At 71.2% G+C, this 13241-nt stretch carries 11 protein-coding genes and 2 pseudogenes; 9 read left to right on the top strand and 4 right to left on the bottom strand.

Annotated features, from left to right (window positions below):
- Positions 1-9 precede the first annotated feature (9 nt).
- From ACTWQR_RS28095 to ACTWQR_RS28120, 6 genes are all read left to right on the top strand, one after another.
- A complete protein-coding gene (locus ACTWQR_RS28095; RefSeq protein ID WP_443229966.1) occupies positions 10-1239 on the top strand; it encodes an energy-coupling factor transporter transmembrane component T in 1230 nt (409 codons plus the stop codon).
- Positions 1236-2993, top strand: coding sequence for an ABC transporter ATP-binding protein (locus ACTWQR_RS28100; RefSeq protein WP_443229967.1), 1758 nt, complete (start codon positions 1236-1238; stop codon positions 2991-2993). The genes ACTWQR_RS28095 and ACTWQR_RS28100 overlap by 4 nt, the downstream gene beginning before the upstream one ends.
- Positions 2990-3847 carry an ECF transporter S component gene (locus ACTWQR_RS28105; RefSeq protein ID WP_443229968.1) on the top strand — a complete coding sequence of 286 codons (858 nt, stop codon included), beginning with the start codon at positions 2990-2992 and terminating at the stop codon, positions 3845-3847. Before ACTWQR_RS28100 ends, ACTWQR_RS28105 begins: the two co-directional genes overlap by 4 nt.
- A gap of 391 nt (positions 3848-4238) precedes the next feature.
- Complete coding sequence (locus ACTWQR_RS28110) at positions 4239-4670, top strand: transglycosylase SLT domain-containing protein (RefSeq protein ID WP_443229969.1); 432 nt, start codon at positions 4239-4241, stop codon at positions 4668-4670.
- 456 nt (positions 4671-5126) lie between these two features.
- Complete coding sequence (locus tag ACTWQR_RS28115) at positions 5127-5999, top strand: ATP-binding cassette domain-containing protein (protein WP_443230038.1); 873 nt, start codon at positions 5127-5129, stop codon at positions 5997-5999.
- A 48-nt stretch (positions 6000-6047) separates the two neighbouring features.
- Positions 6048-6206 carry a hypothetical protein gene (locus ACTWQR_RS28120; protein WP_443229970.1) on the top strand — a complete coding sequence of 53 codons (159 nt, stop codon included), beginning with the start codon at positions 6048-6050 and terminating at the stop codon, positions 6204-6206.
- 89 nt (positions 6207-6295) lie between these two features.
- On the opposite strand, the gene ACTWQR_RS28125 is transcribed toward ACTWQR_RS28120, so the two are convergent.
- Positions 6296-7327 (bottom strand): saccharopine dehydrogenase family protein, encoded by a 1032-nt coding sequence (locus ACTWQR_RS28125; RefSeq protein ID WP_443230039.1) that lies wholly within the window; start codon positions 7325-7327, stop codon positions 6296-6298.
- Positions 7328-7436: 109 nt separating this feature from the next.
- Here ACTWQR_RS28125 and ACTWQR_RS28130 point away from each other — a divergent pair, with 109 nt between their 5' ends.
- Positions 7437-8405, top strand: a complete 969-nt coding sequence (locus ACTWQR_RS28130; protein WP_443229971.1) for a helix-turn-helix domain-containing protein — start codon at positions 7437-7439, stop codon at positions 8403-8405.
- Positions 8406-8683: 278 nt separating this feature from the next.
- Here the strand turns inward: ACTWQR_RS28130 and ACTWQR_RS28135 are convergent, their stop codons facing one another.
- Both ACTWQR_RS28135 and ACTWQR_RS28140 read right to left on the bottom strand, forming a co-directional pair.
- Positions 8684-11158: an outer membrane protein assembly factor BamB family protein gene (locus tag ACTWQR_RS28135; RefSeq protein WP_443229972.1), complete on the bottom strand. Its 2475-nt coding sequence runs from the start codon at positions 11156-11158 to the stop codon at positions 8684-8686.
- A 62-nt stretch (positions 11159-11220) separates the two neighbouring features.
- Entirely contained in the window at positions 11221-11388 is a 168-nt protein-coding gene (locus ACTWQR_RS28140) for a hypothetical protein (RefSeq protein WP_443229973.1), read from the bottom strand.
- A gap of 67 nt (positions 11389-11455) precedes the next feature.
- On the opposite strand from ACTWQR_RS28140, the pseudogene ACTWQR_RS28145 reads away from it, so the two are divergent.
- A pseudogene (locus ACTWQR_RS28145) lies at positions 11456-11665 on the top strand (helix-turn-helix domain-containing protein); the annotation flags it as partial.
- Positions 11666-11823: 158 nt separating this feature from the next.
- Positions 11824-11895: pseudogene (locus tag ACTWQR_RS28150) on the top strand (hypothetical protein); the annotation flags it as partial.
- Here ACTWQR_RS28150 and ACTWQR_RS28155 read toward each other — a convergent pair.
- Positions 11883-13052 carry a steroid 3-ketoacyl-CoA thiolase gene (locus ACTWQR_RS28155; protein ID WP_443229974.1) on the bottom strand — a complete coding sequence of 390 codons (1170 nt, stop codon included), beginning with the start codon at positions 13050-13052 and terminating at the stop codon, positions 11883-11885. The pseudogene ACTWQR_RS28150 and the gene ACTWQR_RS28155 overlap by 13 nt on opposite strands.
- Positions 13053-13241: the final 189 nt, after the last annotated feature.

The following is a 13241-nucleotide window of genomic DNA, read 5'->3' on the forward strand; positions in this document are numbered from 1 at the left end:
ACCACCGCGATGACCCCCGACACCAACGGTCAGCCCGCCGCTACTGCCGTGCCCACGACTCCGGCCACCGTTTCCGACAAGGCCCAGCGAAAACTCCGCGCCCCCGAGGCCATCCGCTCCAACGCCCTGCACTCCGGCGCCTGGTGGCTCTGGGCCCTCGGCCTGGGAACGGCCGCCTCCCGCACCACGAACCCCCTCCTCCTGGCGCTGCTGATCGGCGTGGCCGGATACGTGGTGGCGGCCCGCCGGACAGCAGCCCCCTGGTCCCGCTCCTACGGTGCCTTCGTCAAACTCGCCCTCGTCGTACTCGTCATCCGCCTCGCCTTCGCCGTCCTCCTCGGCTCGCCCATCCCCGGCACGCACATACTTGTCACCCTGCCCGAACTCCCCCTCCCCGACTGGGCCCAGGGCATCCGCATCGGCGGACGGGTCACCGCGGAAGGCCTCGTCTTCGCCCTGTACGACGGCCTGAAACTCGCCACGCTCCTCGTCTGCGTGGGCGCGGCGAACGCCCTCGCGAACCCGGCCCGCCTCCTCAAATCCCTCCCAGGAGCCTTGTACGAGGCGGGAGTCGCCGTGGTCGTCGCGCTCACCTTCGCCCCGAACCTCATCGCGGACGTCCAGCGCCTGCGTGCCGCGCGCCGTCTGCGCGGCCGTCCCGACAACGGCATGCGCGGCCTGCTCCAGGTCGGACTCCCGGTCCTGGAGGGCGCGTTGGAGCGGTCTGTCTCCCTCGCGGCGGCGATGGACGCGCGCGGCTACGGCCGCAGCGCCGACGTACCGCCCACCGTCCGCCGCACCACCGCCGCGCTCACGCTCGGCGGCCTGGTCGGGGTCTGCGCGGGCACGTACGGCCTGCTCACCGCGGAAGGCGGCAGCTACGGCCTGCCCGTACTGCTCACCGGACTCGCCGCGGCCCTCGCCGGACTGTGGCTCGGCGGCCGCCGCTCGCTGCGCACGCGGTACCGGCCGGACGCGTGGGGCGTCCGCGCGTGGCTGGTCACCGCGTCCGGCGTGGCGGTCGCGACGACGCTGATCCTGTACGCCTCCTACGACTCCGCGGCCCTGCACCCCGGCGTCGTCCCCCTGACCGCGCCGACCCTCCCCCTCTGGCCCGCGGCGACGATCCTGCTCGGTCTCCTCCCTTCCTTCGTCGCCCCGAACCCGAACCCCAGCCCAAACGCCAGCCCGACCCCTGCCCCGCCCCCGCCCCTGAACCCCAAGGAGCAGCCCTCATGATCCGCTTCGAGGACGTCTCCGTGACGTACGACGGGGCGGCCGGACCCACCGTCCAGGGCATCGAACTCACCGTGCCCGAGGGCGAGTTGGTGCTGCTGGTCGGACCTTCCGGCGTTGGGAAGTCGACGGTGCTGAGCGCGGTGAGCGGACTGGTCCCACACTTCACGGGCGGCACCCTGCGCGGACGCGTGACGGTCGCGGGCCGTGACACGCGGACGCACAAGCCGCGTGAACTCGCCGACGTGGTCGGCACGGTGGGCCAGGACCCGCTGTCGCACTTCGTGACGGACACGGTCGAGGACGAACTCGCGTACGGAATGGAGTCGTTGGGCCTGGCTCCGGACGTGATGCGCCGCCGCGTCGAGGAAACCCTGGACCTGCTCGGCCTCGCCGACCTTCGCGACCGCCCCATCTCCACGCTCTCCGGCGGCCAGCAGCAACGCGTCGCGATCGGCTCGGTCCTCACCCCGCACCCCAGAGTCCTGGTCCTCGACGAACCGACCTCGGCCCTCGACCCGGCCGCCGCGGAGGAGGTCCTCGCCGTTCTCCAGCGCCTCGTCCACGACCTCGGCACGACGGTCCTCATGGCCGAACACCGACTGGAACGCGTCATCCAGTACGCCGACCAGGTCGCCCTCCTCCCCTCCCCGGGCGCCCCGCTGGTGCTGGGCACACCGTCCGAGGTCATGGCCGTGTCTCCGGTGTACCCGCCGGTCGTGGCCCTGGGCCGGCTCGCCGAGTGGTCGCCCCTGCCGCTGACGGTGCGGGACGCGCGGCGGCGGGCGGCGGCGTTGCGGGAACGGCTGGAGGGGGTCCCGTACGAGGCTGCGGGCTCGGGCATGGGCGCGGGAGCGGGCACGGAAGGAGGCGGAACGGAGGACGTACGCGGAACAGAACACACCGCCCCGTCTCCCCGCCGCACGCGACTCTTCCGTAAGCGCACTCCCGAGTACCCCCCAGCCCCAACTCCCCTGCGGCCGGCGGTGGTCGACAACCTCGCCGTCCGCCGAGACCGCACCGAGGTGCTCCACCACGTCACCCTCGCCGTCGCCCCCGGCGAGACCGTCGCCCTCATGGGCCGCAACGGCGCCGGGAAGTCCACGCTGCTCTCCGCGCTCGTCGGCCTGGTCGCGCCCGCGGCGGGATCCGTACGAGTCGGTGGCGTCGAGCCCCATCGCACGGCTCCCCGTGACCTCGTCCGCCGCGTCGGCCTCGTACCCCAGGAGCCCCGCGACCTGCTGTACGCGGACACGGTGGCCGCCGAGTGCGCGGCGGCCGACGGTGACGCGGGCACCGAGCCGGGCACGTGCCGGGCCCTGGTGTCCGAGCTGCTTCCGGGCATCGAGGACGACACGCACCCGCGGGACCTCTCCGAGGGGCAGCGGCTCGCGCTGGCGCTGGCCGTCGTCCTCACGGCCCGCCCGCCGCTGCTCCTTCTCGACGAGCCGACCCGCGGCCTCGACTACGCGGCGAAGTCCCGCCTGGTCACGGTCCTGCGGGGCCTGGCGGCCGAGGGTCACGCCATCGTCCTGGCCACCCACGACGTGGAACTGGCCGCCGAGCTCTCCCACCGGGTCGTCATCCTCGCCGACGGCGAACCCGTCGCCGACGGCCCGACGGCCGCGGTCGTCGTCGCCTCCCCGTCCTTCGCGCCCCAGGTCGCGAAGATCCTCGCCCCGCAGAAGTGGCTCACGGTGACCCAGGTACGCGAGGCGCTCCGCGCGCCCGGACGGGAAGAGGGAGCGAACCTGTGAGTCGGCCTCAAGCACCGCTGATTCAGCCCCAAGCCCGTCCGAGTCAGCCCCAAGCCCGCCCCATCCGCCTGGGCCCCCGCTCCCTCGCCACCCTCGCCCTCGTCAGCGCCATCGGTCTGGCCGCACTCACCTGGCCCTTCTTCAGCGGGCCGACCTCCCAGGTCGGCGCGCACTCGAAGGACGCGCCATGGCTCTTCGCCGGGCTGCTCGTCCTGCTGGTCGGGGTCGTCTCGGCGGCGATCTCCGAGTCCGGGCTGGGTCCGAAGGCCGTCGCCATGCTCGGTGTGCTCGCCGCGACCGGTGCCGCGCTGCGGCCGATCGGGGCCGGGACGGCGGGGATCGAGCCGATGTTCTTTCTGATGGTGCTGAGTGGGAGGGTGCTGGGGCCGGGGTTCGGGTTCGTGCTCGGGGCGGTCACGATGTTCGCGTCCGCGCTGCTCACGGGCGGGGTCGGGCCGTGGATGCCGTTCCAGATGCTGTCCATGGGCTGGTTCGCGATGGGCGCGGGGCTGCTGCCGGGTCCCGACCGGCTGCGGGGCCGGGGTGAGCTGGTCCTGCTCGCCGCGTACGGATTCGCGGCCGCCTTCGCGTACGGCACGTTCATGAACCTGGCCGGCTGGCCCTTCATGGACGCCTTGGCGTCGAACGTCGCCTTCGACCCGCACGACGGCGTGGACACCAACCTGGCCCGCTTCGTCGCGTACTGCCTGGCCACCTCCCTCGGCTGGGACCTGGGCCGGGCGGTGGTGACCGTCGTCCTGACCCTCACTCTGGGCGCGACCGTCCTCAAGGCGCTGCGCCGGGCCACGCGGAGGGCGGCTTTCGAGACCCCGGTCACGTTCGAGCCGAGCTGATCCGCGGCCCGCGTCACACGCGGGCAGACAGTTCGCGCACGCCCTCGCACGGTCCGTTACGAGAGGCGTGAAGCACCCCACAGGACGTGGATCACATACGAAGCCGGATCGTAGACCCATGAGCGTGGCATGTACGCGCCCGCACCCACTCTGACCTGCGAATTGAGACGCGCATCACAAACTCGACTTTCACCCCACATGCGACCACAACTAGTAAAAGGGGTGATTGCGGACGCGGCGCGAGCCTGTTTCTCTGGAGGAGTCGCAAGGCGCCGACGTGCCCACCCGGGCCTCGGCGCCGACGCATGCCGGGCCCGTGTCACGAGCCCATGTCACGAGTCCGTGTCACGGCGTACGAGCGGCCGCCCCGTCCCCGAAGAAAAGGTTCTACGTGTCCATCTCCACCCGCGTCCGCCGCATCGCCACTCCGAAGAAGGCCCTCACCGGTGCCGCCGTGGCCGCCGCCACCGCCGGCATGGTGCTCGCGGCGGCCCCCGCCGAGGCCGCGACCCCCACGGCGGCCTCGGCCTCCTCCACCTCGGCCAAGGCGATCGCGCACAAGATGATCCCGAACGCCGCGCAGTTCGCCGCGTTCAGCAAGATCGTCGAGCACGAGAGCGGCTGGGACGTCGACGCGACGAACTCCTCGTCCGGTGCCTACGGTCTGGTGCAGGCGCTGCCCGCGTCGAAGATGGCTGCGGCGGGCTCGGACTGGAAGACCAGCGCCGCCACGCAGATCGAGTGGGGCCTGGACTACATGAACGACCGCTACGGCAGCCCGATCGGCGCCTGGAACTTCTGGCAGGCGAACGGCTGGTACTGACCGGCCCGCACGGCACCGCACACGCGAAGGCGGCGGCCCCCATCCCGGGGCCGCCGCCTTCACCGTATGAGAGGGCAAATTTTTCCAGGCCTTCATGATGGTGCGGTCAACCACCTTTCCTCGTCGTCCCGTTGTTGTTCTGCAACCGCCGATTCACCAACTGGGCGGGCGCGCCGGCAACCGGCTCCGCTGCCCTTCCGCCGTGGTGGCCTGAATTTCCGGACTGCCAGTCAACCCTCCGCCTTTAATTCAGACTTCGTCGTCGGCCGCGAAATTTGGTCCGTCATCCATCCGGTAGCCCCTGGCTGTTGGGACGATGGGGAGACCGGGATGTGCGCATCGAGGAGGCGACCCGGGCCGCCGCCGCCCGGGGCTCGCGGTATCCGCGGCGCGGTGCCCGCCGCCAGGCAATGTATCGCGGGTGGGGCCAGATCGGCTTACGCGGGCAGCGTGCGCATGGCGAAGCTGGACGCGATGGTGACACCGGCGATCCAACTGGCCGTCAAGGCCTCGTTCATCGTCGTGCTGCTCATCGGCGGCATACGGGTCGCCGACCGGCAGGGATCGATCGCCGATCTCGCCGCCTTCCTGCTGTACATGATCTATCTGGTGGAGCCGATCGGCACGCTGTTCCAGTCCCTCAGCACCATGGAGCAGGGCATGGGCGCATACCGGAGGGTGATGGAAGTGCTGGACCTGCCCACGGAGCAGGACGCCGCATCCGGATCGGGGGCTCAGGCGTCGTACCGAGCTGACGGCAGCGGCGGGCGGCCGCGGGAACCCGCACTGGAGTTCCGGGACGTGTGGTTCGGCTACGAACCGCGACGCCCCGTCCTGCACGGCGTGACCTTCGCGGTGCAGGAGCACTCCCATGTCGCTCTGATCGGCAGCTCAGGGGTCGGAAAATCCACCGTCTTCGCACTGATCGAGCGGTTCTACGACCCGGATCGCGGCCGGATTCTCTTCGACGGCCGTGACGTACGAGCGATCGGCCGAGCGGACCACCGGGCCCGGGTAGGCCTGGTGGAGCAGCATGCCCCGGTGCTGTACGGCACGCTGCGGGAGAACCTGACGTACGCCGTCCCGGACGCCGGACAGGACGAGCTGGACCGGGTGGTCGAGCTGGCGCACCTCACGGACCTGATCGACCGTCTGCCACAGGGCCTGGACACCGACGCCGGGGAGCACGGCATGGCGCTCTCCGGCGGCGAACGCCGGCGGATCGCGATCGCCCGTGCCCTGCTGACCCGGCCGCGCCTGCTCCTGCTCCTGCTGGACGAGCCGACGGCCCATCTGGACGCGGTCAACGAAGTGGCGCTCCGCAGGTAGATCCGGGAGACCACGGCGGAGTGCACGCTGCTGGTGATCGCGCACCGCATGTCGACCATCCGCGCCGCGGACCTGATCATCGTCCTCGACGCGGGCCGGGTCGTCGCCACGGGCACCCACTGGGATCTCGTCGACACCAATGAGCACTACCGGTCGCTCGTCAACGCCCAGCGGACTGGAGACGTTCGCGTGCCGCGCACGTCCTGAGCCGCCACGTCCTGAAGGCTGCCGACAGGCCACGTCGCAGTGATCGGCGGCCCCGGCGCCGGCAAGTGCCCCGCCGAGCCGGAATCGGGCTACTGACGCAGTTCGAGGGAGATGTGCGGGGACAGCGCGCGGAGGAAGTCGGGCGCGTCGAAGATCTCACCGGCGGAGGCCACGCCCACCGTCCTGGTCTGTCCCGTGAGGACCCGGTGGACCGCTTCCACGACGAGCGGGGCGGTGACGGCGTAGATGTCCTGGCCCCTCGCCACAGCGCGCCGTTCCTCGTCACCCGAGCGCACGACGACGTCGACGAGGAAGGTCTGCGTGGACCGCCCGCGCTCGTCGACCGTGGTGGGCGCCGGTGTCTCCGGGGCCGACACGTCCCTGGCCGCCTCGACCGTCATGTACGTGCGCACCTCAGGGATGGACAGGTGGCTGGGGACGGTGACGACATCGGCCATGGTGAACTCCCCGATGACGGCCCGGACGCCCATCGGGTCGGGGAAGGCCCACTTCAGGGTCGGCGGGGCGTCGTCGCGGTACTCCAACTGTCCGTTCGTGTAGCGGACGCGCCGGCCGTTCCGCCGCTGTCTGGCGACCTTGCCCGTGGTGCGCGTGCCGGCGGTGGGGTGCCAGTTGTTCAGCCCGTACGCGATGTGCGCCTCGTCGGCCGCGGTCCAGTCGCCCATCGCCGCGGTGACCAACAGGTCGCCCAGGCCGCCGTAGAAGGCCATCGCGGGGACGATCACAGTTCCCGCGGCGCGGGCGCGGTCCGTGAAGTGCGCGAACGTGTCGGCGTTGACCTCGATCTCGGCTGCCACATCCACATACGGGATCCCGGCGCGCAGTGCCGCCTCGATCACCGGGGCGGCCGTCGCCTCGAAGGGCCCGGCGCAGTTGATCACGGCTGCCGCGCCGGCCAGCGCACGGTCCAGTGAGGCCGGGTCGTCCGCGGCCGCCGGCCGGGTTTCGAGCCCCGGATGGGACGCCGCCAGTGCCCCCAGCTTGTCGGCGTCGCGGCCGGAGAGAACCGGGACGAACCCGCGATTCCGCAGCTCGGCCACCACAAAGCGCCCGGTATGCCCGTACGCGCCGAACACCACTACCGTCTGAGCCGATCCCATCAGTTCCCCCAGTTCCCCGCCGTGCTCGAATGATCCGCTGTGGACATCCTGACGATGTCGGCCGACCAGCACGAGTGTCCGGAACGCCATGGCCCGTACAATTTCGGACATGGGCACTGTCGCACTGGCCGTCACTGACGGAATGCTGCACTTCGAACTGTCCCTGGCGTACGAGGTGTTCGACGCCGCGCCCGTCGGCGTGACCGTCCCTTGGTACGACGTCGCCGTCTGCGGGTCGGGCGCCGCGCGCGTCGGCCGGTTCCGGCTGGAGCCCGACGGCGGGCTCGACCAGCTCGCGCGCGCCGACACCGTGATCGTCCCCGCGTGGGCCGATGTCGACGAGGACCCGCCCGCCGACCTGGTCGACGCGGTGCGCGCGGCCCACGAGGCAGGCGCGCGCGTGGCCTCCCTCTGCACGGGCGCGTTCGTACTGGCCGCCGCCGGCCTGCTGGACGGTCGGCGCGCGACCACGCACTGGGCGCACACCGAGGCCCTGGCCGCCCGCTACCCCCGGGTGGAGGTCGACCCGGACGTGCTCTACGTGGACAACGGCCGCGTGCTCAGCTCCGCAGGCAAGGCCGCGGCGATGGATCTGTGCCTGCACCTGGTCCGCCTCGACCACGGCTCGGCGGTCGCCAACGCGGTCGCCCGCCGGCTGGTCGTGCCACCGCACCGGGCGGGCGGCCAGGCCCAGTTCGTCACCACTCCGGTGCCCGCCCGGGACGACCACCCGCTCGCCGCACTGCTCCCCTGGGTGATCGAACGCCTTGAACACCCGCTGACCGTGGAGGACCTGGCACGCCAGGCACGGATGAGCTCGCGCAACCTGGGCCGTCACTTCAGGGCGGCGACCGGCACCACCCCTCTGCGATGGCTGCTGACTCAACGGATCCGCCGCGCCCAGGAGTTGCTGGAGGCCACCGACGCGAGCGTCGACGCCATCGCGGAAGCCACCGGCATGGGCACGGCCGCGACGCTGCGCCGACATTTCAACCGCACGGTCGGCGTACCCCCGGACACGTACCGCCGCACCTTCCGTTCCAGGGGAGACAGCGAGCCGATTCCTCCGTCCCGGTAGTAGGGAAAGCCGGTGCCGGGCACCCTTGCAGGGCAGCGGTAGTGGCGTCAGGGGAAGGGCACGGGGACAAGGATGCGCACGGGGACGCGGCAGCGCGGCGCCGTTCTGGGCATGGCGGCGGTCGCGGTCGCGATGCTGTTGTCCGGCCGCCGGTGATCGTGGACGATCAGATGGGGCCGGTGGCGGCGGCCTGTTCCTGGCGAGAACCATGCACCTCCGTGGTGGACTTGAGTGCACCGGGCGCGTCCCGCTGCCCGGAGGCCCACGTCGGTCGGTCACTACGTCACCGCGTACACGATGCCGTTCACGCTGCTGATGTAGACCGCTCCGTCAGCGAAGGCCGGCGTCGCGTTCACGGGGCTGCCGGTGCGGAATTTCCACTGCTGTTTGCCGGTGCCGGCGTCCACGGCATACAGGTGGCCGTCCCCGCTGCCCACGTAGGCCACCCCGTCGACGACCGTCGGCGCGCTCACGAACTCGGCTTTGCCGATGCGGCTTTTCCATCGCTGCTTGCCGGTGCCGACGTCCACGGCGGACAAGTGGCCGTCCCCGCCACCCACGTAGACCGTCCCGTCGACGACCGTCGGCGCGCTCACGTATTTGTCGGTGGCGAATTTCCATCGCTGCTTGCCGGTCGCGGCGTCCAGCGCGTACAGGTTGCCGTCCTCGCTGCTGACGTAGACCACGCCGTCGACGACGGCCACGGCTGCGGTCAGCAAGCCGCGGGTGGTGAATTTCCACCGCTGCTTGCCGGTGCCGGCGTCCACCGCATACGCGGTGCCGCTCACACTGCAGGCATAGACCACGCCGCCGACAACGGTCGGCGGCTCCTCGACTCGGCTGGGGGTGGTGAACTTCCACCGCTGCTTGCCGGTGCCGGCGTCGACCGCGTACACATAGCCCTCTTTGTAGTCGCTGCCGAATCCCTCGGGGCGGGACGTGACGTCGACCCCACCGCCCACGTACACCACACCGTCGACGACAGTCGGCGACGAGCTGCCGTTCTTGCCGGTGAGGAATCTCCACCGTTGCTTGCCGGTGCGTGCGTCCACCGCGTACAGGTAGCTGTCCACACTGCCCACGTAGACCGACCCGTCGGCGACAGCCGGCTCCGAATACACGTCCGCACCGGTGGTGAACGCCCACCGCTGATCGCCGGTCAGGATGTCCAGCGCGTACAGCTTGTCGGTGCCGCTGCCGATGTAGACGACGTCGTCGGCGACGATCGGTGACGCGTACACGAGGCCGCCCGTGACGAAACTCCACTGCGCCACGCCGACCACGGTGGCGCGAGTGGGTGTGGGCGTGGGTGTGGGCGTAGGGGATGCGCTGGGTCTTCGGCCGGAACCGGGCGGGGCCTCGGATTCCTTGGCGGAGGAGTCACGGTCGCTGAACTTCCAGCCGGCGAAGCCCAGTCCTGCGGCGGCGGCCCCGCCGAGGCCGAGCAGGGCGCGCCGACGGGTCAGGCCGGCCGGGAGCCCGGCCGGGCCGGCACCGGTTACTGCCACCTCCGGGCTCTTGGGCGCGGGCTCGGATTCGGGTGTCTCGGATTCGGGCGAGACGGATTCGGATGAGGCGGATTCGGGCGAGGTGGGTGTCTCGGATTCGGGTGTCTCGGTCAGTGCCGGAGCCGGAGCCGAGGTGGGAGCCGGTACGGGAGCGGGGTCGGGCTGCCGTGCTGGTGCTGGTGCTGGTGCTGGTGCTGGTGCTGGTGCTGGTGCTGGTGCTGGTGCTGGTGCTGGTGCTGGTGCTGGTGGGACCGTAGGCCCGTGCGTGGTGGTGCGTGAGTGCAGGGTCGCGGCGACCGGTGCGGGGAGCCAGCCGGGCTGGGTGGGTGTATGGGTGACGGCCTCCCCGGAGGCGGCCCCTCCGGCGGCCTCAGCCTCCCCGGTCTCCTCAGCCTCCCCGGTCTCCTCTGCGGCAGCCTCCGCCAGCTGTTCCAGCAGCGTCGCCACCGTCGGGCGCCGGTCGGGTTGCTTGGCCAGGCAGCGGGCCACCACGGACCGCAGAGCGGGCGGGAGTTGGTCCAGGTCGGGTTCCTCGTAGACGACGCGGAAGCTCAGGGCATGCCCCGAGCCAGTCCCGAACGGCCCCGATCCCGTCGCGGTGAACGCCAGCACCGCCCCGAGGGAGAAGACATCGCTGGCGGGCCCGATGGGCTTACCGGTCAGCTGCTCGGGGGACATGAACCCCGGCGTGCCCACCACCATGCCGGTTCGGGTCAACGCGCTGGCCTCATGAGCCACCGAGATCCCGAAATCGATCACCCGTGGTCCGTCCGCCGCGAGGAGGATGTTCGACGGTTTGAGGTCCCGGTGGACCACATCGGCCGCGTGGATCGCCTCCAGCGCCTCGGCGAGGCCGGCGCCGAGCGCCAGCACCGGGCCCTGCGGCCAGGGCCCGTGCGCGGTCACGGCATCGCCCAACGCGACGCCCGGCACATACGCCGTCGCAAGCCATGCCGGCGACCCGTCCGGATCGGCGTCCACAACACCGGCGGTGAACATCCCGTTGACTCGTCGGGCGGCGGCCACCTCCCGGGCGAACCGGCGCCGGAACTCGCCGTCCTCGGCCAGTTCGGAGCGCACCACCTTCACCGCCACCGCCCGGCCGCCGGGCGAGCGCCCCAGATACACCCGGCCCATTCCGCCCGCACCCAGCCGCGCCACGATCCGGTACCGCCCGACCTGCTCCGGATCCCCCGCTTCCAGCGCCTCGAACGCCTCCACCCGCAACCCCCTGCCCTGCCCCACGCCCCGGGGGCCCTGCCGAAGATCCCACATCATCCCCGACTCGCCCGTCCCCCGCACTACCGTCAGCCGCTGTCGTCACCCCGGCACTGGAACCACACCGTCCTGCCACCCCCGGCCTCCGGCCACACTCCCCACTTGGCGGCCATCACATCGAGCAGGACGAGCCCGCGTGCGCCCTCCCACTCCCACGACAAACCGGCTGGGACGAAGGGCAGTTGGGGCGAAGCCATCCGCGACCTCCATCCGAATCCCCGCCGACTGCCGTAGCAACAGCAAGTCGCAGCGCGGGTCCGGGACATGGCGTACGACATCGGTGACCAGCTCGGTCACGCCCAGGACCCCGGTGCTTCGCCGCTCGACTACGACGGGTTCGAGCTGCGCCGACACCTGAGGCGGCCGGCCTGACGCAGGAACAGCTGGGCAGCGTCATCAACTACACGGGCTCGATGGTCGGACAGATCGAGACGGCACGGAATGAAGCTGCCGACACCGGAGTTCAGCGAGCGTACGTGACACGGGCGGCGACTGCACCGAATGCGCGCCCCTCGGCCCCCCCTGGGGCAAGTCGACGTAGAGCGGCGGCACAGGCGGCTCGTGCGTAGAGATCGCCGAAACCCCCAACGCCCACCAACGCCGTACGCGACTCAAAGAACCCGGCGGGGCCTCACCTCACCCTCGGCCCCACCGCCTTCACCGCGTTCGTCGGTGCCGCCGCGCGTGGCGACTACAGCCGCTGAATGATGGTGCCGGTGGCCAGCCCGCCACCGGCACACATCGTCACCAGCGCGAACTCCTTGTCCGCCCGCTCGAGTTCGTGCAGGGCGGTCGTGATGAGCCGCGCTCCCGTGGCACCCACCGGGTGCCCCAGCGCGATCCCGCCCCCGTTCACGTTCACCTTCTCCAGGTCCCGCTCGAAGACCTGCGCCCAGCTCAACACCACTGAAGCGAACGCCTCGTTGATCTCCACCAGGTCGATGTCCTTCAGCGACATGCCGGCCTTCCCGAGTACGGCCTTCGTCGCGTCGATCGGTCCGTCCAGGTGGAAGTGCGGGTCCGCGCCGACCAACGCCTGCGCCACGATCCGCGCCCTCGGCCTCAGTTTCAGCGCCCGAGCCATCCGTTTCGAGGCCCACATGATCGCCGCCGCGCCGTCGCTGATCTGCGACGAGTTGCCCGCCGTGTGTACGGCCGTCGGCATCACCGGCTTGAGCTTCGCCAGTGCCTCCATCGACGTGTCGCGCAGCCCCTCGTCCCGGTCGACGAGCCGCCACATGCCCTGTCCGGCCCGCTGTTCGTCCTCCGTCGTGGGCACCTGAACGGCGAACGTCTCGCGCTTGAAGCGTTCCTCGGACCAGGCGATGGCGGCCCGCTCCTGGGAGATGAGGCCGAGCGAGTCGACGTTCTCACGGGTCAGACCTCGATGGCGCGCGATCCGCTCCGCCGCCTCGAACTGGTTGGGAAGGTCCACGTTCCACTCGTCGGGGAACGGCTTCCCGGGCCCGTGCTTGGACCCGGATCCCAGCGGGACCCGCGACATCGCCTCGACCCCGCAGCTGATCCCGACGTCGATCACCCCCGCCGCGACCATGTTGGCCACCATGTGTGAGGCCTGCTGCGAGGACCCGCACTGACAGTCCACGGTCGTCGCGGCCGTCTCGTAGGGCAGGCCCATGGTGAGCCAGGCGGTGCGCGCGGGGTTCATGGACTGTTCGCCGGCGTGCGTCACGGTGCCGCCGACGATCTGCTCGACGCAGTCGGCCTGGATGCCCGTGCGGCCGAGGAGTTCTCGGTAGGTCTCGCCCAGGAGGTAGGCGGGGTGCAGATTGGCGAGCGCGCCACCGCGCTTGCCGATGGGGGTGCGTACGGCTTCGACGATCACGGGTTCCGCGGCCATGGGGAGTTCCTCTCCTCGGGTCACCCGCGCGGCGCGGGCGTCCCGGCCCACCCGCCACGCAGAACTAGTACGCGTTCTAGTTCTCCTTGCAGTCTGCTGACGAGTCGCCCGTCTCCGCAAGGGTCATGCAGCCTCCGAACTTGTGATCTGCACGAATCCCGCACGCAATTCGACCCGTCGCGCCTCTTG

Source organism: Streptomyces sp. 2A115 (assembly GCF_052245575.1).
Taxonomy (GTDB): domain Bacteria; phylum Actinomycetota; class Actinomycetes; order Streptomycetales; family Streptomycetaceae; genus Streptomyces.